20 protein-coding genes are annotated in these 23,158 nt (G+C 40.6%); all 20 read right to left on the bottom strand.

Annotated elements, in window-relative coordinates:
• Positions 1-6: 6 nt before the first annotated feature.
• Positions 7-1,938 (bottom strand): polysaccharide biosynthesis protein, encoded by a 1,932-nt coding sequence (locus L865_RS0102500; protein WP_028771783.1) that lies wholly within the window; start codon positions 1,936-1,938, stop codon positions 7-9.
• Between the two features lie 203 nt (positions 1,939-2,141).
• Positions 2,142-3,308, bottom strand: coding sequence for a nucleotide sugar dehydrogenase (locus L865_RS0102495; protein ID WP_028771782.1), 1,167 nt, complete (start codon positions 3,306-3,308; stop codon positions 2,142-2,144).
• Between the two features lie 37 nt (positions 3,309-3,345).
• Positions 3,346-4,524, bottom strand: coding sequence for a DegT/DnrJ/EryC1/StrS family aminotransferase (locus L865_RS0102490; RefSeq protein WP_028771781.1), 1,179 nt, complete (start codon positions 4,522-4,524; stop codon positions 3,346-3,348).
• Between the two features lie 15 nt (positions 4,525-4,539).
• Positions 4,540-5,157: an acetyltransferase gene (locus L865_RS0102485; protein WP_028771780.1), complete on the bottom strand. Its 618-nt coding sequence runs from the start codon at positions 5,155-5,157 to the stop codon at positions 4,540-4,542.
• Positions 5,154-5,753 (bottom strand): sugar transferase, encoded by a 600-nt coding sequence (locus L865_RS0102480; protein ID WP_028771779.1) that lies wholly within the window; start codon positions 5,751-5,753, stop codon positions 5,154-5,156. Before L865_RS0102480 ends, L865_RS0102485 begins: the two co-directional genes overlap by 4 nt.
• Entirely contained in the window at positions 5,746-6,972 is a 1,227-nt protein-coding gene (locus L865_RS0102475; protein ID WP_028771778.1) for a glycosyltransferase family 4 protein, read from the bottom strand. Before L865_RS0102475 ends, L865_RS0102480 begins: the two co-directional genes overlap by 8 nt.
• A gap of 33 nt (positions 6,973-7,005) precedes the next feature.
• Positions 7,006-8,100 carry a glycosyltransferase gene (locus L865_RS0102470; RefSeq protein WP_028771777.1) on the bottom strand — a complete coding sequence of 365 codons (1,095 nt, stop codon included), beginning with the start codon at positions 8,098-8,100 and terminating at the stop codon, positions 7,006-7,008.
• 37 nt (positions 8,101-8,137) lie between these two features.
• A complete protein-coding gene (locus L865_RS22940; protein WP_084632452.1) occupies positions 8,138-9,025 on the bottom strand; it encodes a glycosyltransferase in 888 nt (295 codons plus the stop codon).
• On the bottom strand, positions 9,003-10,265 hold the full coding sequence (locus tag L865_RS0102460; protein WP_157577401.1) for a hypothetical protein: 1,263 nt from the start codon (positions 10,263-10,265) through the stop codon (positions 9,003-9,005). Before L865_RS0102460 ends, L865_RS22940 begins: the two co-directional genes overlap by 23 nt.
• Positions 10,266-10,274: 9 nt before the next feature.
• Complete coding sequence (locus L865_RS0102455; protein WP_028771775.1) at positions 10,275-11,417, bottom strand: polysaccharide pyruvyl transferase family protein; 1,143 nt, start codon at positions 11,415-11,417, stop codon at positions 10,275-10,277.
• A complete protein-coding gene (locus L865_RS0102450; RefSeq protein ID WP_028771774.1) occupies positions 11,418-12,479 on the bottom strand; it encodes a nitroreductase family protein in 1,062 nt (353 codons plus the stop codon).
• Entirely contained in the window at positions 12,476-13,801 is a 1,326-nt protein-coding gene (locus tag L865_RS0102445) for a flippase (protein ID WP_028771773.1), read from the bottom strand. The genes L865_RS0102450 and L865_RS0102445 overlap by 4 nt, the downstream gene beginning before the upstream one ends.
• Entirely contained in the window at positions 13,801-14,769 is a 969-nt protein-coding gene (locus L865_RS0102440) for a Wzz/FepE/Etk N-terminal domain-containing protein (protein WP_028771772.1), read from the bottom strand. Before L865_RS0102440 ends, L865_RS0102445 begins: the two co-directional genes overlap by 1 nt.
• Before the next feature lie 154 nt (positions 14,770-14,923).
• The gene (locus L865_RS0102435; RefSeq protein ID WP_084632451.1) at positions 14,924-15,814 is read right to left on the bottom strand and encodes a glycosyltransferase; all 891 of its coding nucleotides are present in this window, start codon (positions 15,812-15,814) and stop codon (positions 14,924-14,926) included.
• 3 nt (positions 15,815-15,817) lie between these two features.
• The gene (locus tag L865_RS22935) at positions 15,818-16,798 is read right to left on the bottom strand and encodes a glycosyltransferase family 2 protein (RefSeq protein ID WP_051484404.1); all 981 of its coding nucleotides are present in this window, start codon (positions 16,796-16,798) and stop codon (positions 15,818-15,820) included.
• A gap of 255 nt (positions 16,799-17,053) precedes the next feature.
• A complete protein-coding gene (locus L865_RS0102420) occupies positions 17,054-18,016 on the bottom strand; it encodes an acetyltransferase (protein WP_028771769.1) in 963 nt (320 codons plus the stop codon).
• Positions 18,017-18,065: 49 nt separating this feature from the next.
• The gene (gene cysC, locus L865_RS0102415; RefSeq protein ID WP_037470384.1) at positions 18,066-18,704 is read right to left on the bottom strand and encodes an adenylyl-sulfate kinase; all 639 of its coding nucleotides are present in this window, start codon (positions 18,702-18,704) and stop codon (positions 18,066-18,068) included.
• Between the two features lie 18 nt (positions 18,705-18,722).
• On the bottom strand, positions 18,723-20,450 hold the full coding sequence (locus L865_RS0102410; protein WP_028771767.1) for an SLC13 family permease: 1,728 nt from the start codon (positions 20,448-20,450) through the stop codon (positions 18,723-18,725).
• A 154-nt stretch (positions 20,451-20,604) separates the two neighbouring features.
• Complete coding sequence (cysN, locus tag L865_RS0102405) at positions 20,605-22,014, bottom strand: sulfate adenylyltransferase subunit CysN (RefSeq protein WP_028771766.1); 1,410 nt, start codon at positions 22,012-22,014, stop codon at positions 20,605-20,607.
• 94 nt (positions 22,015-22,108) lie between these two features.
• The gene (gene cysD / locus L865_RS0102400; RefSeq protein WP_028771765.1) at positions 22,109-23,014 is read right to left on the bottom strand and encodes a sulfate adenylyltransferase subunit CysD; all 906 of its coding nucleotides are present in this window, start codon (positions 23,012-23,014) and stop codon (positions 22,109-22,111) included.
• Positions 23,015-23,158: the final 144 nt, after the last annotated feature.

Genomic DNA, 23,158 nt, shown 5'->3' with positions numbered 1-23,158 from the left:
TAAAAATTAGGAAACTAAATTAACAACGTTATCGTCATCTGTCCCTTCTGATTTTACCTGCCAAACTAAATCACAAATACCATCAGTTGGCGCAAAACCTGTCGGGGCTGTAATCAATAATTCTCTTATTTCTTCGTGGGCAAATTTATGACATGCTAAATCAAGTCGACTTAATATAGGTTCCAACTCATTCCAAGTAAGATACACTTCATTTGCCGTCATAATTCTTTCATGCTCAGTGCCCGTGACATCATCGCCAATCAACAATTCTTCATAGAGCTTTTCACCTGGTCTAAGACCTGTGAAATCGATAGAAATATCGCCTTCTGGATTTCTAAGATCTTTGACCTCAAAACCACTCAAGCGAATCATCTTAGAAGCGAGGTCGACGATCTTAACTGACTCCCCCATGTCCAGAACAAAAACATCACCGCCTTTGCCCATAGCTCCAGCTTGAATAACTAGTTGCGATGCTTCGGGTATTGTCATAAAAAATCGAGTGATCTCAGGGTGAGTGACTGTAACCGGCCCACCGCTAGCAATTTGTTTTCTAAACAATGGAACAACGGATCCTGAAGAGCCAAGTACATTGCCAAATCTCACCATGCAAAAACGAGTTTTATGCTCTTCTTTTGCTAAAGATTGCAATATCAGCTCAGCCATACGCTTAGTTGTCCCCATAACGTTAGTGGGGCGGACAGCTTTGTCAGTCGAAATCAAAACAAAAGTTTCTACGCTAGCATTAATTGCAGCCCTAGCTGTGTATAAAGTTCCAAAAACATTATTTCTTACACCTTCAACAACATTATGCTCTACCAAAGGCACATGTTTGTACGCCGCAGCGTGATAAACAGTTTGAACTTGAAAAGCCTCCATTACGGCTTGTACCCTATTTTCTCTTTGAACAGAGCCCAGCATGGGAAAAATTTCAACAGCTAGATCATGTTGCTTTATAGTAGCCAAAAGCTCTTTTTCAATTGAATAGAGTCCAAACTCGGAAAGCTCAAACAGTACAAGTTTGCTCGGTGCAAGTTTAATAATCTGCCGGCACAGCTCTGATCCAATAGAACCACCGGCTCCACTAACCAATACTACCTTTCCAGTAATATTGGCGGCCATTAATTCGCTGCGAGGTTCAACTGATTCCCGACCAAGGAGGTCTTCAATCTCTACCTCCTTAATATCACTAAATTGCTTATTACCACTGACAATATCGGCCATAGAGGGCATAGTTAAAATTTGAATAGCAAGTTGCTCCAATGACATTAAGATCTGCTGTCTGCGAGCTCTTGATGCACTAGGAAGTGCAAGTAAGACTTTAGTAGCTTTTTTATGACGAATTAACTTTCTAATTATAGAAGGGGAATGTACATGAACCCCTTGGATGACAGTTCCATGAAGACTCTTGTCATCGTCAACAAAAGCAAAAGGGTAATATTCATGGCTTTGTACTAGAGCAGTTAATAACTGCCTACCGCCGACTCCGGCACCATAAATAATTACGGGTTCCCCAATGCGTTTTAAACCCGAGCCGACTAAAGATCGTATAACGGCCCTGGTTCCGCCGACGAAAATAAGCGCAAACGCTGCGTAAATGAATGGAACCGTTCTAGGAATACCAATATTAAGAAAATAGTCAATTACGACCATTGATAATGTTGATAAAATTACACCCAAAAAAATTGCTGTCAGTGCCTGTAAACTTAAATATCTTAGTACGGTTTTGTACAAGCCTAACTTATGAAACCCGATAATACTAATCGGCACCAAAGAGAAAACCAGTCCCCATAAATCGACTTTACTTAAAATTGCAATGGCGTCAATTCGAACATAAAGAGCGCACCAAAACGCTGCAAGAATGGAAAGTGAGTCTACAAATACGCTGACTAATCGTTTGTGAGAACGTTTGAGGGAGAAAACATATTGCAAAAAATCCATATCCTGCTCTTTCTGCTTGTCCTGGGACATAAAACAACTTTTAAATGACTACAAAGGCTTCGATTATAACACAGTCTACGGAGTCCATGACAATAGCGGAAGCATAACCCCCACCCCACACACAAAGCACTATCACAACACAAGCAGAATGCTAACACAAAAAACAACCCTGAAACTTTCCACCCCAGGGTTTAACACAGATTTCAATCTGAACCAAAAAGATCCCGCGTATAAACTTTGCTTTCCACATCGCAGAGCTCTGTATCCATACGATTTGAAACTATCACGTCCGATCGGTTTTTAAAGTCATTGATATCTTTAACAACTTCCGAGTTATAAAAAGTTCCATCTTTGAGTACAGGTTCGTAAACAATAACTTCTATACCCTTAGCCTTAATGCGTTTCATGATGCCTTGGATGCTAGAAGCCCTGAAGTTATCGGAGCCAGATTTCATAATTAGTCGGTATATTCCAACAGTTTTTGGTTGTTTACTAAGAATTGACTCAGCAATAAAATCTTTTCTTACTGTATTAGCTTCAACGATTGCACCGATAATGCAATTAGGTACATCTGCATAGTTCGCTTTTAGCTGTTTAGTATCTTTTGGAAGACAATATCCACCATAACCAAAAGAGGGATTATTGTAGTGGTTTCCGATACGGGGATCTAAGCCTACCCCTTGAATTATCTGTTTACTATCGAGATTATGTGTCTCAGCATACGTGTCCAATTCATTGAAATAAGCCACTCGCATAGCTAAGTACGTATTGGAGAAAAGTTTAACAGCCTCAGCTTCTGTACTATCGGTGAATAGCACTTCAATGCTTTCTTTAACCGCGGCTTCACAAAGTAAGCTTGCAAACTTCTTAGCTCTCTCTGAGTCTTCACCAAGAATAATTCTTGATGGATGCAAGTTATCATACAGCGCCCGGCCTTCTCTTAAAAACTCAGGAGAGAAAATAATATTGTCGGTAGCAAACTTCTCTTTGATTGCAGCTGTATACCCAACAGGAACTGTGGACTTTATAATCATCACAGCGTTAGGGTTAATTAACATTACTTCCTTAATTACTGCTTCTACCGATTCTGTATTAAAAAAGTTGTCTACAGGGTCGTAATCCGTCGGCGTTGCGATGATCACATAATCAGCTTCTTTATATGCGAACGATGTATCTGTCGTTGCTACGAGGTTAAGGTCATTATTAGCAAAAAAATGTTCAATTTCGTCATCAGCGATTGGCGAAACCCGTTGATTAATTTGCTCAACCTTTTCCGCTACTATATCCACAGCGACAACTGCGTTATGTTGAGCTAACAACACTGCATTTGAAAGACCTACGTACCCTGTACCTGCTACTGCAATTTTCATCTTAAACCTTAATAAAACTAAACTATTCTGTCATCTTTTACTCAGCTGAAGCTTCGAGTAATACGGCTTTGGCTATTGAACACATGAGAGTTACTTCGGTTTCTTTCAACGTAGGATGAACCAAAAACATTAAGCTGGTTTCGCCGAGCTCTACTGCATTCGCTAGACGCTGCTTGGGGCGCCAACCAGTGTCATCAAACGCTTTTTCTAAATAGACCTCTGAGCAACTCCCTTGAAAAACAGGCACTCCTCTAGCATTAATTTCGTCAACAATACGATCACGAGACCAGCCAGTCCGAAGATGGCAAGGGTTAACAAATACATAATGTTTATATTCCGCATGCGAACATTCGGGCGGAACATTTACTAACCTAACTACGTTTAACGCTTTTAAAGCGTTATCCAAAGCATTCGCGTTAGTTTGGCGTTGTATAGTCCAATTTGGTAACTGTTTAAGTTGATATCGACCAATGGCAGCTTGTAACTCAGTCATACGCCAATTTGTGCCAAACGAATCATGTAACCAACGAAAACCTGGTGGGTGCTGTTTGTTATAAACAGAGTCATAACTCTTTCCATGATCTTTGTAAGACCACATTTTTTGCCACAACTGCTTGTCATTGGTAGTTACGATTCCACCTTCACCACCTGTTGTCATAATCTTGTCTTGACAGAATGACCACGCACCAATATGGCCGATACTGCCAACTGAGCGACCTTTATACATCGCGCCATGAGCTTGAGCGCAATCTTCTATCACCGCAAAACCATACTTTTCCGATAACGCCATAATCGAATCCATTTCAGCAGGCATTCCAGCTAAATGAACGACTATAACGGCTTTGGTTCTTTCTGTTATCACCTCTGCTATCGTTTCAGCAGTGATATTCTGGCTGTTCAAATCAACATCAGCAAAAACTGGACTAGCTCCGGCGGTAACAATTGAAGATGCTGATGCTAAAAATGTTCGTGGCGTGGTGACGACCTCATCACCAGGGCCTACTTCTAAAGCCTTTAATGCTAAGTCAAGCGCTAAGGTGCCATTTGCTAGCGCAACCGCATAATCAGTACCAACAAAGTCTGCAAATTCTCTTTCAAAATTTCGCCCTTCTGTACCAGTCCAATAATTTACTTTATTTGACAACAGCACATAATGGATGATCCTAGCCTCTTCGTTTGAAAAGCATGGCCATGGGGAAAACGGGGTATTAAGCATAATTTCCTCAATTTACTACGATACTAATGTAGCTGGAGAACCAACTACAGTAGTGGCATCACTCACATCTCGTATTACTGTCGCTCCGGCCCCTACAACAACGTTAGATCCAATAATGATTTGTTGAATCACAGAGGCTCCGATTCCAATCCATGTCATATCGCCAACTGAAACTCCGCCAGCTAACCTTGCACCTGGACTAATATGCACACAATCGCCAATTTCACAATCATGGTCGACTGAGCACGCTGTATTACATATCGTACCTTCACCCAATATAGCATTAGTGCCGATTACAGTATTGGCCATTATCACTGAACCAACTCCAACTTTGGCATACAGGCTTACGACCGCAGAAGGATGAACTAAAGACACTAACTTTATACCAGCCTCTTTGAGCCTTTCCATTTTAGTTAAGCGAACCGTATTATTACCGATCGCAACAAAAACGCCATCATAGGAACTGTGCCCGTCAATGAGTAGTGAACTGTCTCCCACTACTTCCCAATCAAGCAAGTGTTTCTCAGTTGGCCATGCATCATCATAAAAGGTCACATGGTAACCACATAATTCTGCGATTTCAGCAACGACTTTTCCATGGCCACTCGCTCCCAAAATAGCTATTTTCTTCAATCTTTTCTCGTCCCTTTGAAAGGTTGCATTGTGACGTGAGTGTCTGCAGATATGCCTTCTTTGATAAAAACCTTTTTGACAGTCATCAAAAGTATTTTTATGTCCAAGACTAACGATGAGTGCTTTACATACCATACATCAAGTCTAAATTTGTCTTCCCAGCTTATGGCATTTCGCCCATTAACCTGCGCCCAGCCAGTTATTCCGGGCTTAACGTTATGCCTTCTAGCCTGCTCTTCGTCATATAGCGGTAAGTACTCAACCAATAATGGCCTAGGACCAACTAGACTCATATCCCCTTTAAGCACATTCCAAAGGCCCGGTAGCTCGTCTAGACTTGTCGATCTCAATTTTTTGCCAAAACTAGTTAACCTTTCTTCGTCAGATAACACTTTGCCAGAACTGTCAGTCGTATCTTTCATGCTACGGAATTTATACATAGTAAAAATTTTGCCATGTAAACCAGGGCGCCTTTGGCTATACAGAACTGGTGATCCAAGATTTTTTTTCACTAGTAGTGCCACAATGATTAGTAGCGGTAAAAAGGCTAATAACGCTAATAAAGCAACACAGAAGTCAAAAATACGTTTAAGCATCAACGGCCTCCTGAAGAGCTTTTTCTACTTGCAATGCCATTATATCTCGTGAATAAACATTGTTCGACAAATGAAAACACTGCTTCTTCGCTAACTGATAACGGTAATCATCTGTTAAAAAGTTTGAAATAGTTTGGCCATCATCATCAATAGATTCTCTGTTCAGCACAATACCGCAATTAGACTCTTCAATAACTTCCTTTTGCCAACCACGATAATTTATACAAACTGGGGTTCCAGAAGCTAGCGCATCAAATAATTTATTGGCAGAGTTATGCCACATCTCTTCAACGGGACCAAACAAAGACAACGATAAGTCCGCGGCAGATAAAAGCGACACAATTTCAGTCTTCGGTACGGGGTCTAAGAAATATAGGTTTTCTTCGTAAACGTTGCGAGATTTTGCTTTTTGAATTATCGCCTCTTTCTGCATGCCGTCCCCAGCTGCAACAAAACAAATATTTCTATCTATTTTCTTCATTGCAGCAGCTAAGTCGACAAGGTAGTTTACGTCGTTAATAAGACCAAACGTACCAGTATAAACTACCAGCTTCCTTGCTCTGAGGAAGGGTAGTCGACTTTTGATGTACTTCTCACCAACAGTGGACTCAACGTTAAATAGCGAGACATCACAGCTGTTGGTCGCTAAATACACATCCTCACTGGCGACCCCGTGCTTTAAAATTCCTTCGCACATTCCAGGTGATAACCCAATTAGCTTAGTAGAATTCAAATATGTATACTTTTCAAACCACTGTGCCAATTTGATAATGACAGGGTTCTTTATTGCTCCAACTGCGACTGGTAACTCAGGCCACAAATCTCTCACCTCAAACACCATAGGTACTTTCTTGAGCTTTGAATGTATCAACCCTGGAATGGCTATCGTTAGCGGAGTACTTGTTGCAAAAACGACGTCAACAGGAACTTGGAGTGCTTTGATCGTTGATGCATAAGAAAAACGCAAGAATTTTAAAATTCTTTTTACAAAAGCATCCTTGTTTGAATACGGCAAGTGCAAAATATGCAATTTGATACCTTCAATTTCTAAGTAGTTCCACCCTTTTGAAAAAGTGTATTCTTGCATCAAATATGCAGATGAAGTCACAAAAGTTACTTCGTGACCATTTGCAGTTAGCCGCTTTGCCATCTCATAGGAACGGGTCCCTGCGTTAGAATTTGGCGTAGCAAAATATTGGTGTAAATATAAAATTTTCAACTTCAAACCTTCAAAAAATCCGTGAGTGGCAACTTAGCGAGACGAATCTATATCTAATACTTGCTTATAGCAACCAATCATATTTTCTACACACTTCTGCTTAGAGAATTCATTTACTGCCCTAGCGCGACCAGCTGAACCTAGTCGTTGCCGCAACCCCTTTGACTCCGCCAGCCTTAATAAGGCATTAGATGCTTCTTCAACATCATTCCTCGGCACTATAAATCCCGTTTTCTCATGCGTAACCACTTCCAAAAAACCATCGGCATCGGAAACAACTACGGGAACTTCACAAGCAGAAGCCTCAATAACTGCTACTCCAAAACTTTCCGAATGACTAAATGCGGCATAAATATCAAACCCTGCTAATACCTCTGGCACTCGTTCATTCTTAATATAGCCTCCAAACTTTACTTTACTGGATATGCCAAGTTTTTCGCTCAGTGCTTTTAAGTTTTCTAACTCTATACCTTCCCCATATATCAACAACTGCATGTCTATATCGGATTTCCTAGCTACGAGTAGAGCAAAAGCCTTGATCAAAATATCTATGCCGTATATTGACTTAAGAGACTTTACTGTGCCAAATACTAACTCGGGCTTATCTGTCTCAATCACTCCTCGCGCAAGGCTATTGAAAAGCTCAGTATCAACACCAAAGGGGGTCTTTAACACCGGAACGTTAACAGCATAGCCACAATCATCTAATTCACGTTTCATACACTCGCTTGTGGAAAATATCGCATCAGCTCTTGATAGAATACTTTTCAATACCCAACCGTGAATTCTCGACTTTTTCGGAAACAGAAATATATCGCTGCCCCAAAGGGAAATAATGTTTCTGTACCTACCGGAACTAACAACAGATAGTAGCCCATATCCGGTAGCGTAATGTGCATTCACTATGTCTGGATCGATGTCTTTTAGCAAACGTCGAACTTCCAATATATTAAGTAGATAGCCAAAAGGTGCTGTGAATTTCAACTGATGTACTACTATGTCTGGACTAAAGTCTTGCGTAACATCATGAAGAGAAACGACGAATATTTCTACACCTTGCTCGGCTAAATCATTGGCCCATTTAACAGTATGCACGTTATTTGCAGCAGAAAGCAGAACAACTCTCATTACTTGTTACCTGTATAATCAATACTGAAGTTAAGACTTAAGAATGCCTGTAATTATCAATAATTGTTTTCAATCTAGAAAAGTTAGAGTTGAGAAACAAGGCAACAGATGCTTTCCAGTTTCCCCTATTAAGTCTTTTTAACAACGCCCTAAAAGGAAAAGGTTCACCTGCCATTCTAATTCTCATAACTGCAAGTGAATCATGATGGTTTTTTGACATAAGAGATTGATGTTTATCAATAAACATCGAGAGCGCGTTTAACCTTTTGTGAGGGAAGTTACTTATACGATCTTTCTCGTGAGAAGTGTGCCATACATAAGTAGCTTGTTCCACTTTTAAACCAGGGCCAAACCTATCCACCAACCTAACCCAAGTGTCGTAGTCTTGAAAAGCAGGAAACTCAACATCAAAACCACCTATTTCAAGCATATAATTGGTCTTCGTAAACACCTGATTGCCAACCTTATTATAGTGCAACAAGCTGTCCAAACCTATCTCACCACAATCCAACCTTCGCTCTATACGAATTGTACCGTTATCCTCAAGCAAACAGGCGGCAACAAAGGAATAATTACCTTTAAAGGATCTATAAAGACCTTCAATATGGTTCGGTAAGAACTCATCGTCATCGTCCAAACCTGTCACAAATTCACCACGAGCTTTAGACAATGCTAAATTTCTAGCTGCACAAGCTCCTTTCGGACTATCATGCCGAAAATAAGATACCTGATCATACTTCTGAACAGCCTGTTCCATAAACTCACGAGTTGAGTCACTAGAACCGTCATCGACAATAATAACATCCAAATTTTCATAGGTTTGTTCTAAGATAGAACGCAATGCTCTCTCAAGCAGATCTCGCCTATTATGTGTAGGAACATAAACGGTAATTAACGGTTGGTTACAATCCACAATCATATTCATGACCTTTAAGTTGCCCACTATTAGGGCTAGGGTGTTCTTCTTTGGTTACTAAGTTTAAATAAGTTATCATTGCTAAGAAAAAGTAAAATGGAACAAAGTAAACTACTGAACTAACAGATATCACAGACATAAATGACGGCAACAATATCAACATATACTTAAGACCAAACTTACCAGAAAGTACTTTAATTTGTATAAAGTAGAACGCAAAAAAGCTAATTCCACAATAGATAATCATTTCAAGATAAAAGAAGTGGGGAGGGAAATAACTGACAGTCTTCATCCAAGTTTCATTATAAAATGAAATATTTATTGAACCGAAGCCGATGCCAAACAGATAATCTAGTAAATTAAACCCCTTCAGAATATTTAACATTTCACTCAGCGCGTATGCGCGCACAGCAATGGACTCTAGTGTGCCACTTTCCACGACTGCTTTTAATTGCTCTGTGTTAGCTAGGAAGTTCCATGCTTGGACAACTGCATTTACAACAGATTCAATGTGATTTGAAAGAAACATCGTCGTGAGGGTTCCAACGACCACAGCTCCACATAAAAAATATAATCTAGCTTTATAGCTATTAGCCATAACCAAAAAGCTCATTTGCCCGATAGTAGCCATGAGCGCAAGTTTAGAGTGGATGGCTAAACAATATAAAACCAATAATAATGTTAACACGAAATAGTGCTTTCGACGGCCAGAATAATAAACAGCCACAGTCGAAAAAAGCAAACAAATTGCGTTAGTATTGACATTACCCCATAATGAAGACATATTTTGAAATTCAACACCTAGCGGATTAAAGTTAAAAACACTTATCCCTAGAGACAGTTCAAAAAACGCCAAAAATAAATTAAAATAAGAGACGACAACAATAATATTTGCAATTTTCTCCAACCCTAAAGACTTAATAGAGTGAAAAGAAAGCAAATAAACCACATAAGTAACCAAGAAATAAAAAAGATAGACGAAATACCTCAAACTTATTTCATCAAAATAAAAGTGCTTAACAAATAAATATGCGACAAAGAAACAGGTTATTAAGACAGATAAAAAGTCTTTTCGGTCTACTTTTTTAGTTCTTAAAACAATAAAAGCCGTAAAAACAAGCAAAATAGCTGTAATCAAATGATATAGTTTTATCGGACCAACACTAACAGATGGCCCGATAAAAATAAAAATCATAAAAACAGCCAATATAAAGCTGGATCGACTGTCCTTTAAATTAGAAATAATCATTCGTAAAAACTATATTAGTTTATTGCTAACGACCTGCCATAAATCTTCAGATTGGGTTTTCATAGCATTCCTTACTTCTACCTGAGCTTGTCCATTAGAGAGCTCCAGAGCAATATCCAAAGTCTTTGATAAATCTTCTTTAGATATTTCAGGCTGGATCAAGCATTCCGATTGTAGGTATTCTTCATATAAGCGCTCGTATTTATGGCTCCAGCTCGTGCCTATACAAGGAACACCTTGTGACAACGCACTAACACACCCATGGAAACGAGAGCATATAACTGCATGGCTAGCCCCAATGATACCCTTTACCTTAAGTGGATTAGGTTCATGAATAAGTTCTAGCCTCCCGCCAGCTGCTTGGTTGACTTGATCACAGATTTCACCATCTCCTGTTCCTTCATGATTCAACAAGACGGCTTTTAAGCCTCGACTTTCAACCACAGAAACTGCCTCATTGAGAACTCGTAAATAGTTTTCTTTCCAAGCAGAATGATTGTTGCGGCTACTGATCATATTACTATTCGGAATGATAAGTACTTTATCTTGTCCATCAACAAAATATTCGGGCAATACGCCTTTCACTAAGTTAGTGAAATCCGGAAACTTGTACAGATTTGGACTATCACCAATCAAGTCTCTAACGTGCTTAAAACTACTGTCTTCTCTAGCACAAATCAGGTCAGCTTCTGGTAGTACACGTTTTAGGTAGCTAACATCTTTAGTTCGAGTAAATGGTCCTAGAGCCTGTGGCAAAAAGATATAGGTCTGTCCATGTGCTTTAGACCTGCTAATTTCACCGGCCAAAGCCTTAATTGTTAAGCTCCCCCATTGATCTCCATATGCAAAACCTGAAGCATCAAAAACATGAGTGATATCAGCCTCAGTGATAATTCCCCACTTATGCTTTAACCAATGACGAAACTTTTTTGGCAATTTATAGCTAATAATGTTCAGGTCAACAATGTTTTTACGCAACGACAGCTTTTGATAAGCGCCAAGTTTAGCTCGTTCGACATAGGGAGAGTTTGGGTTTGCAGCCATTACTAACTCGGCTTCAGGCCAACGCTGCTTTATTTGCTGAATAACAGCATGAACCATTAGCTCTGCACCTTTGTTAACAAACTGCGAGCCTTTAATTTCGATCATCATCTACTTAACTTCCTTAACTAACAAGTTGCTGCCTTTTTTCTGCGAAAAAGGAATACCACCATCGGGCTTAGCATATCCAACGGCCATTAGCATAACGATACGTTGATGATATGCTAGTTTGAGTTTTTTCATCAGAGCTTTCTCGCGCAGTTCAATATCTGGCCAATTTATAGAACATGATGAAAGCCCCAATGTTTCAAATGCCAACATCAATTGCATACTTGCAAGCGCACCATCAATATAAATTATATGCCTGTCGCGCTCCGCGGGGTACGCATCTAGATTTCCAACAATAGCAATCATGCAGGGTATATTTTCAGCGAAGCCTACTGTCCCCATTGCGCAATTGGCGACCTCGGAAGCTAGATTCTTATCTGTAACGACATGATATTCATACGGCTGTCGATTGCATGCTGACGGAGCATATGTTGCAGCTTCTACAGCCTTATTGATTAAGCTCATATCGACTGTTTTTTCTTCGAACCAACGAACTGATCGGCGACGCTTAAACAATGTCAAAAGTTGATCATAGTCTAATGGACATGTCGGTAAATCAGCGTGTACATACGGTACACTATTACCTGTTGCTTCATCTAAAGTGGCATCTAAAAAAGTATTCTTGGCATTCTCTATAACGGTGGTGTGACTAACAACGCTAAAGTATTTCTGCAGAACATCCGATGCCCACTCCTTTTCTGAACTACAAAGTGAATCAGAAGCAATAGCCTTTTTGAAGCAATCTACAGTTTCCCGTATATACCCTTCAGCAAAGACTTCTCTTCTGGGCTGCATGATAAGCCCTTTTTCAATTCTATGTATATTTCGACGTAACAAAATGGATGAGTTTGTTATACGATTAAGCGATGCTTCATAGGCTACTCTTCCGAGTAGAACGGAACGATGCTCTCGGTAAAATTGTTGACTAAAAAATGCATAATAGATAGACGCTAAAAAACCATTTTTTGAAAAAAATCTAATCATCAATATATCTAGTTTTTCATATCTAGCTTTGATCTCTGCAATTAACTGCCTGGGAATTACTTTCTTTATTAACTGCTTCATATTTTACTCTTAACTCGCTTAGGCCAATATCGAAAGCCCAACGTAAATGGTAGGCTAAGCGATAAACTCATGACTTTTGCAATATCTCTTGTCTTGGGGCTAATTAAAAATGCTAAATAAGATGCAACAAAATAGGATATAACTGTAGCAAAGGCCGCACCTACTCCACCGTATATAGGGATTAGCCACATATTCAATAACACGTTTATCACTGCACCGAGTCCATGGCTGACTAAAGAGAACTTGAGTAAATTCTCACTTAGCAACCACTTACTAACTAACGCTCGCATAAATACAAAAAGACCAGCCCAGATATGCAATTGCAAAATGACGACAGAACCAAGATAGGCCTCACCAAACAAGACTTCAATCACAGACTCAGCCAACCAATAAACAACCAACGCTAGCAACAGGGCACAAACAAACAATAAGTCAGAAATGCTTTGTAACTTTTTCTTATAATTAGTTAGATCGGCTTTCTTTTTGGCTAGTAATAGCGCGGGAAACAAGCTTATAACAACCGCATCAGCAAAGAAATACCATACCTCTGAAAGCCTTGCAGCAACAGCGTACTCTCCAACGGCCGCAGAACCCACATAGTGCTCCAACATCACCTGATCGACTTTAAGATATATAACCGCCGCGATTCCGGAAAAAATCAACCAATAAGATTGCTTAATTAGTGATAAACCATAGCTAAAATCAAACAGCCACAATTTTAATGGTGACGCGTAATAGCGATAAATAATAATGAAGCCAATGCCAAGGCAGATAACTTCGGCGGCAAATATTGCAACAATAACTATAAACGATGCTTGAAAGTACACCGCGAACAATTTCATCAAGGCAAAAGCGGATATTACACACATCCTCATACGTGCCACTTTTTTTGCAGCAACTTTTGCCTGAAACCAATACTCTAAGACATTGAATGCGTAAAATAAATTAGCAAAAGCTAGAAAAGCTAGCCCTAGTTGAGCAGGTAAAGAGTCAAGGCCTACGCTGAAATAAGCCAAGCCCCAACAAAGAAATGTTCCAACAAAAGCCCCTACCAACCGAAATACGGTAGCTGAGGCAATTATTTTCTGCTCGCTATCCGGGTCATTAACAATTTCTCTGGTGACAATTGCATTAAGACCCAATGCTGCTAACGGCGCGATTAGAGCAACGACAGCAAGTAAATAACTTAATTGCCCATACCCTTCAGGTCCTAGTGTCCTAGCAAGTGCTAAACTGACCAATAAATTGGCTGACATTGAAACAACTTTCTCTGATAACAGCCAAGAGGTATTCGCGAATATCTTTTTAATAAAAGGAGACACTAGTCTTGCTTACGAACCAAAAAAGTTACCAATACATAGCCTAATGAAAATAGACCTCCTAATAAGGTTATAGCAACACAAATCAGAGCTCGACTTGGTTTGGCTTTTTCCTCAGGTACGACGGCAGGATCAATGGTTTTAAACACATACTCATCTCTAACCTCAGCAAACATAATCGTTTTCATTTGCTCTTCAACAAGTTGATACAGTATTGTTCTAATATCTGCCACTTGGGTCGAAGCAATTTGTTTTTCCAAAAACTCCCTACTACGATTGGCCTCTTCCACATCACGCCTTTTCATTTCAGTATTGATATCGATTACCAATGCATCTACCCAGGACTTTGCGATAGTTGGTGATAAATGCTCAACAGACAGCCGAATAAGTCCCGTATCTTTATCCAAATTTACAGCCATGATTTCAGTAAATACTTTATAGGCTTCTTGCGCTGAGGGTTTTGCGAGTTTAGGTGGATTGACCTCTCTTACCCATATTCCTTTAGTAACGTCATATAGGTCTTCGTCGTAGCTCACTGAATCATGGCTTTGATTCCATTGGTCTGCAGCCATTAAGTCTGGCAAAATGTTATGACGTTCAATAAATTGTTCTGTGAAGTTCCGAGATTTTATCACGGAAAGTGCCAATTGAGTTTTATCTACAGAACTACCACTTCCAAGATTAATCCCAGCCATGCTCGCTAAGCCGCCAAACTGGGATGCGAGACCACCCAAACCACCTTGCTGCTCCTCACTTGCTGGAGCAAGCAAAGCCTCCGCACGATATATATTTGGCAACATCAATGCAATGAGCACCGAAGCAATAGCAAAGATGCTAGTTATTCCGATTACTCTATACTTACTTTGCCATAGATGATGGAGCAATTCTGAGAGATTAATTTCTGGTACAGGGTGGTAAGAAGTACGAAGGTCATTATCAGAAGAGTGGCTCAAAGCAGGCTTATTATTCATTAATAATTACACTAAATTAACTAAAAGAAGACAAAGTGGCTGAAATCCAAGCGCTGTACACAAGAAGATGCCGTAAGCCTGAAATTTTACTACAAAGCACTGGTCTAATGATAGAGATTAAAGCAGTAAATTTGGCTCAAAAATACTGCGCGTGTTAGCAAGAACGGAAAAGCTTAAACAGCCTAGTGGCATACCTAAAATCAAAACGTAGACAAGCTAGGATAATGGTAAAGATAATATGTTTTTTGATCATTGACTTACCGGCAGCTTCCCGCTGACTCTTTGGCCAGAGTTTACTGTCCAACGACGCAGCCAATTGATTGTATAATTGAATTTCTTCGTCAAACCTTCTGGTCGTCACTGTAAGTTTAGCAGTTTGGTTGCTTTCATGGCGCCTATATATGTAGTGAGGTTCAGATACACCATAAAAGCTCTTACCGTCAACAAGCGCTGAACTGTAAAACTGTAGATCGGCAACCATGTGCCATTTAGATTGAAAACTAAACCCATGCATGTATTTTTTTTGGTAACACAAAGTCGGACAAAAGATAAAGTTAACCGCTAACAATGTAGACAATCCGTGATCACCAGATAACTGGATCATTGCAGATTTTGGCTGTAAGCAACGTTTAACTCTATCAGCCATGGTCAAACACGGTTTACCATTACCATCCACAGTTCTCGCACCTGTGAAGTAGGCTAGAGCAGTTGGTTGTTGCTCATTCAATGAAATAATCGATTCTAAGTACGTTGGCAGCAAATAATCATCATCATGTAGCAATGTGACAAGATTATAGCTGGCGAGCTTAATGCAAAAATTCCAATTGCCCGCCATAGAAGTATCTCCAGTGTTTACGCAGTATTCTATTCGTTTATCTTTGAGAGATTCAACAAATTCACCAACTTCTCGAGAGTACGTTCCTGAGCCATCAACAAGTTTCAATTCCCAGTTGCTCACGTTCTGACTCAACACACTTAAAACGGTCTTTTGCAAAAAGACCATGTTTGGATAATACAAAGGAATGCAAAAAGATATACTAGTCATCAGCTATTTCTTGTTGATAAAAGGGCACACTATCATTACCAGACTAAAATAAACTTTTTCCTCAAACGGTTTGGAAACTCCCAGCTTGAAAAAACCATATTTAGCCCTTAATATGAAATTACTATTAATTACACTTACAAACTGCCTTAGCTTACTCTGATGTTTTAATGATCCTTCTCTAGATAAACTGAGTAATGCGGAAGCCTGATTCACTGAATTGCAAATATGATTAGGGAATTTCATCAGTGCCCTGTATATATGACTTTTTAGAAAGCTTCTCTGTTGCTTAACTGAAATAGCTCCAATTGAATTTCCGCCATGTTGTCTATAGTCAATCATTGGCTCTTCGATAAAATCAATAACACCATAAAACTTCGCAACCAGTGCAAACCACCAGTCATGAATGACAGCCACATCAGGAATAGGAGCTGCTAGCTCCAAAAGTGCTCGATTGAACACAAAAGTACATCCTGTCGCAACATTCTGGTGTAAAAAAGCCTCTGCAGAATGCATTGCTGGATCAGGGATACCTTGATATTGGATAAAAGACGGCGCTATCTCATTGAGCTTTTTGTCTACAACTCGAAGGTCACAATGAACCAAAATTGGCATTTTACTCGAATACTTTGCTTCCAAACCAACAAGTTTTTCGTAGCAAAGAGATAGTTTATTACTATGCCAAACATCATCTTGATCGCTAAAGGCAAAGTACTCTGATTCTAAGTCTGACGCCTCCAGGCACAAAGCGCTAAAATTGGCAAGATGACCTCTAGCTGATGTAGAGTTTTTTATGTAGCTCAGTTGCTCGCTCTCTGCGTACCTTTGCTGTAAAGCTTCAATACGACCGTCAGTAGAACCGTCGTCTCGAATTAAAATATGCGGCTCAATATTGCGCTGCGCTAATATACTTGCTACTTGAGATGATAAATAATCGCCACTATTATAAGCTTCAAGCAGTACTGAGATTTTTGGGTGACTATTCAATGTAGATCCTGTCCTTAAGCCCACAGTATTCATAAAAAATCAGGCTCTCACGGTCACTTTTCAAATTGATGAGAAACGAACTATTTTCAAAAAACTTTTCACCTAACCTTATGTCCCAATAGATACTCCAACGACGGCGTTCATGTTCGCATGTAGAGCAATTGCTTAAGAGCAAAAATTTATGATACTCAACTAACTCTAGGGCTAATTGCCGAAGTTCATTTTTAAGCATGAAATAAACACTATCCTCTCTAATCAGGAGGTATAAGCCTCCTCCACGGCCTCTATGAACTTAGTTAATTCATTGGCAGGTAGTGCATTAATACCTGCAGCTGCTGCTCGCCCCCCGCCAGTAGCGAAAGAAGCACAAATATCACCCGCACCTTGCTTGTTGTTTAACGGCGCTCGCAACGAAACCGTATAAGTGTCACCGTCTAAATTTTTGGTAAGTACAGCGTGAGCTTTATTGGGTGACTCATTGGCAAGCATATTGCCAAACACACCACTTACCCTTCTTGCCCAAGCACTATTTGGTAACTCGGTAACCATAAGAATATCAGAGTTATGCTGTGGTTTCTCAGATCTTGCTCTCGTGATGTCATCACTGTAGGCACTTTTAAGTACATTAAACGGTGAACTGTCATCATCAATCACATCGAACGGTGAGTCATAAGCCATCAACAGGCAAAATAATTCTGCTGGATCATAATGTAAATCTGCAACCGATGCACCATAGCCATTGTAGTTAATCAATACACCTAACTCTTGCAATAACTGAGCCTGTACCTCAGATAATCCGCGCTCTTTCGCTAGTTGAAAAGCACGGGCATTTAAATTGTCGCCAAAAGCGGCCGCTATCGCCCATAAATGATATTCTCCCGACAAAATGTTATCTATAATCAGCGCCGTGCAAGTATTAGGATGTGGGTCAATATGGGCCTGCAACAATGAGGATGCCGGGATGTCTCCACTTCGATGGTGGTCTGCATAAAACACAGGGATCTCTTTCTCAAGTAACTCTGTTAATGCTAAAGCATTCTTTTCCATAGAAATATCAAGCACATTGACATGGCTTGCTTGATCAAGTGATACTTTTTTTAACAACGAGATATCCCGCTTGACCCCAGTTATCAACTTAGAGTCTTGTGGGTTAGCTTTCCTTAGCTGTAACAGCGATAAAATGCCATCAGCGTCGCCATTAAATACATCAAAAATCATGCTACTTCCTTTTTTGTACGCGAATCATGCCGGCTCAATTTTAGTTTGACTATGCGATATAGTGTTTAGACAACAGCAAATCCACCACTTGATCTGCACATGCTTCGATTGACTGATCATCGGTTCTAACATGAATATCCGCATTTTGCGGAGCTTCATAGGCCGAATCTATACCAGTAAAATGCTTTATTTCACCTGCACGTGCTTTCTTATACAAGCCTTTCGGATCTCGGCTTTCGCACACTTCAATAGGGGTATCAATAAAAATTTCAATAAACTGACTGACCTCAAGTAGCTCTCTCACCATTTCTCTATCAGCTCTAAATGGTGAGATAAAGGCAGTAGAGACAATCAGACCTGCATCGACAAATAGTTTAGCGACTTCGCCAATCCGTCTGATGTTCTCAACTCTATCTTTATCACTAAACCCCAAGTCACCATTAAGACCATGGCGAACGTTGTCACCATCGAGCACATAGGTATGGCAGCCGCGCTCAAACAACTTGCGGTCAACGGCATTCGCAACGGTCGATTTGCCCGATCCACTTAACCCTGTGTACCAAAGAACTACGGGCTTTTGTTTATTCAGCTCTTGTCTATCAGTCGATGAGACATCTGCTTTGTGCCACATCACATCTGATGATTTGCTCATTACATCAGCAACCTCTTTGTAAGGCGTATCAGCCATAACAATCCTTATAATGCTTTAAAATGGAAATAGAATCGGTACGCCAATAATCACTATGAGCGCATAAACCAAGCTCACTGGAGCACCAACTTTAATAAAATCAATCAATCGATATTGACCGGCGTTAAACACCATCAAATTAGTTTGATACCCGTAAGGGCTAATAAAACTACCACTTGCCGCAAAAGCGACGGTCATAACAAACGGCATCACATCAACCCCAAAACCGAGTGCAATACTGTATGCTATAGGAAACATCAACGCCGCCGCTGCATTGTTAGTCACCAACTCAGTCAAAATCCAAGTCAATAAATATACCAAAACAAGTGCCGTATAAACGTGCCCTAAGCTAGTAAAGCCGGATACCCACTGGGCTATCGCCGCATCTACCCCAGCATTAACCAACGCCTGCGACATTAATATCGCAGAGGTGACTACCACCCAGATATCGACAGGGAAACGTCGAATCACTTCATTGGTATTTAAGCTGCCACTAAAAATTAGCGCACCAAACAAAGCCAAAAGCCCAAGTAACATATCAATGAGCCCAAGTGCACTTAAGGCGATAACGCCAATGAAGCCGGCTGTCGCCAACCACGCTTTTGGGCCGCTAATGCGGGTTTCTGGCGCGACACCGCTGAGTAAGATAAAATTCTTAGTTAAGTTGCGCCGAGTACTAAAGTCATCACCTACAGCCAGCACTAAAAAGTCACCCGCTTTGATCACCACTTCACCCAACTTACCTGAAACTTGCGCGCCATCTCGGCTAATAGCAACAACAGCTGCATCAAACAGCGCTCGAAACCCCGAGGTTTTCAGGGTTCGACCCACCAACACACTCTCTTCTTTAACGACGACTTCATTGAGGTTAGTGCCGAGCAGTCCATTTTTGTCGGCAAACAACTCTAACCCTGAGAACTGCGAAATCTGCATAACCTTGGTAATGTCGCCACTAAATACCAGTCGATCAGCTTCTTGTAAAATCTCGCTTGGGCTTACTGGCGTAATTAAGCGACCTTCTCTTACCACTTCGACTAAGAACAATGACTCAAGATGACGCAAGCCGTTTGATTCAACGGATCTGCCAATCAGCTCCGAACCTGCTTTAACTTTAGCGTCAATAAAATACCCTTTGTAATCCAGCTCATTGGTTGTAACGTTGGGTAACCAACGACTAGTCAGGGCTAAAGTTAACCCGCAACCAACCACTAAAAAACAGCCCAATATCGTAAATGAGAAAAAGGCAAGTCCATCACCTGTGGCATCAATAAAGAGACTGTTTACGATCAGATTAGTCGAGGTACCGATAAGGGTTAACGTACCACCTAATATGGCTGCATAAGAGAGCGGTAACAGTAGTTTGCTAGCACCGTGGTGCGGATTATTGCGTATTGGAGATATTAGCGTGGCCACGACAGCCGTATTGTTAAGAAAAGCTGAGCATATTGCCGTAATACCAAATAAACGCAGCCACGTAGAATGGTAGGATTTAACAATAACCTTTGCAGCAATCACTCGTAACAAGCGGGTTTTTTCCAGCGCAAAGGAGCACAATATAAGTAGGATCAAGGTAACTAAACCAGGATTGACCATACTACTCAACAGTTGTTGCTGTGTCACCAAGCCCAATACCGATAATGCCAACAAAGCACAGCCGAGCACCGCTGCGGGTTTTCGCTGAAAGCGTATTAACCCTATAATCGTTAATATAAATATCGCAACAGTAGAGATAGTCTCAATAGACATCGCACCAACCAACAGAACAAAAGTTCATGACTTACAAGTTACTAAAGTAACAAAATAAAAGCCGCTTACAATAGATCCTCAGATTACTATAAGCGACTTTGTTTTTCATAGTGTTTAATAACACTACATAGTGACTTTCTAGACTCAGCAATCGTTATGTTCTAGAAATATCTTTAGCTCCCCAATGTGGGAAGTGCTTACGCACAAGAGCGTTCATTTCAAGTTCAAACTCTGAATACTCATGCTGAGGTTTAGTCGTACCATCAATGGCACCGCGTATCATACCGGCACCGACTGTCACATTAGTTAGGCGATCGATAATGATAAATGCGCCGGTGGCACGGTTCTCACCATAAGCGTCAAATTGAATAGGTGCCGTTACCGTAAAGTGGCAGTTGCCCATTTCATTCAGTGCTAATTGTTGCGCATCATGCTTTTCAAGCGTATTAACATCAACTTTGTGATTGATGGCATCAGCATAACCATATACGGCCTTACTACCAACTTTAATTGCGTACTCTCGGTCTAACTGCAGCGGCTCCTCGGCCATCCATACCACATCAGCTTCTAGGTGGCTCGACGACGCGGGTTGATCATGTGGTCTCACCAACATATCACCGCGGCTGACATCAATCTCGTCTGCTAATGTCAATGTTACAGCCATGCCGACAGAGGCTTTTTCAAGCTCACCGTCAAAAGTGACAATTGACTTGATCTTACTTTCTTTACCAGAAGGCAAAGAAACGACGGTGTCACCGACCCTAATATCTCCGGAGGTAATGGTTCCACAGAAGCCACGGAAATCAAGATTCGGACGATTAACGTACTGCACTTGGAAACGGAAAGACGCGCTAGTATCTTGAGCAACTGAAACAGTATTGAGCAATTTAAGCAAAGTGCTGCCTGGATACCATTTCATGTTTTCGCTTTCATTAACGACGTTGTCGCCTTTTAGCGCTGAAATAGGCACAAAACGCACGTCTTCAAATGCCAATGACTCGGCAAACTCACGGTAATCTTGCTTGATTTTTTGATAAACAGATTGATCGTATTCAACCGCATCCATCTTATTGATCGCTATCACAACATGTTTAATACCAAGTTGCGAGCAGATGAAACTATGACGTCGAGTCTGAACCTGTACACCATGGCGAGCGTCAATCAGGATAATAGCCAAATCTGAAGTTGAAGCACCGGTGGCCATATTGCGAGTATATTGCTCGTGACCAGGGGTATCAGCGATGATAAATTTGCGCTGTTCAGTTGCAAAATAACGATAAGCAACATCAATGGTGATTCCCTGCTCTCGCTCAGACTGCAGACCATCAACCAACAAAGCTAAATCAAAAGCCTCATCCGTGGTATTAAATCGTTTTGAATCTTTCTCTATCGCAGCCATCTGATCTTCAAAAATCATTTTGCTGTCATATAACAAGCGGCCGATCAAGGTAGACTTACCATCATCGACACTGCCACAAGTAAGAACCCGCAGCATATCCTTATTTTCATGTACTTTTAAATAAGCTTCAATGTCAGATGCTATTAAATTGGCACTCGCGCTCATGTTTATCCCTCTAACTCGCTGCACTCAATTAGTGCCAGCAAGCTTGTACTATATTTAGAATGAAATGATTTGGTTTTGAGAAACACCTCAGGCGCTAGAAATAGCCTTCAATTTTCTTTTTCTCCATCGAACCCGCTGAGTCATTATCAATGACACGTCCTTGACGCTCTGATGTTGTACACAGCAGCATTTCCTGAATAATCTCTGGCAGTGTAGTCGCCTCAGATTCAACTGCGCCGGTCAATGGGTAACAACCTAAAGTACGGAACCTAACCATTTTTTGCTCAACAACATCATCCGCTTCAATCGGCATACGTTCATCGTCTACCATAATCAAAGTACCATCGCGCTCAACAACTGGGCGCGGTTTAGCTAGATAAAGCGATGGGATCTCGATGTTTTCTAAATAGATGTACTGCCAAATATCTAGCTCCGTCCAGTTAGACAAAGGAAATACACGAATACTCTCGCCTTTATCGACCTTACCATTGTAGATATTCCAAAGCTCTGGGCGTTGGTTTTTAGGATCCCAACGATGCTTACTGTCTCTGAACGAGTACACTCGCTCTTTTGCACGCGATTTTTCTTCATCACGCCTTGCACCGCCAAATGCGGCATCAAAACCATACTTGTCTAACGCTTGTTTTAGCCCTTCGGTTTTCATTATGTCGGTATGCTTGGCACTACCGTGAGTAAATGGGCCAACGCCCATTTCTAAACCACGGGGATTCTTATGCACAATAAGATCAAACCCGTACTTTTCAGCCATCTGATCGCGAAAAGCAATCATCTCTTTGAATTTCCAGTTAGTATCGACATGCATCAATGGAAAAGGGATTTTACCTGGATAAAATGCTTTTCTAGCTAAGTGCAACAGCACTGAAGAGTCTTTTCCGACTGAGTAGAGCATAACCGGGTTATCAAACTCGGCTGCGACTTCACGCATGATCTGTATAGATTCAGCTTCTAACTGTTTTAAATGGGTAAGATTTACTGACATAGTGAGTTCCGTATCCAAACTAAACGAAGACAATGACTCGAGGTAGTCCTCAAATTTGCGTTACATCATACCATCAACACAAACATTTAAAAGTTATAATCATTAAGGAATATATAACAAAAAATGATAACAAATTGGTTTTTG

This window comes from Shewanella waksmanii ATCC BAA-643, from assembly GCF_000518805.1.
Taxonomy (GTDB): Bacteria; Pseudomonadota; Gammaproteobacteria; order Enterobacterales; family Shewanellaceae; genus Shewanella; species Shewanella waksmanii.
Note: the sequence above shows the minus strand (reverse complement) of the source record. Positions and strands in the feature narration are given on the sequence as shown.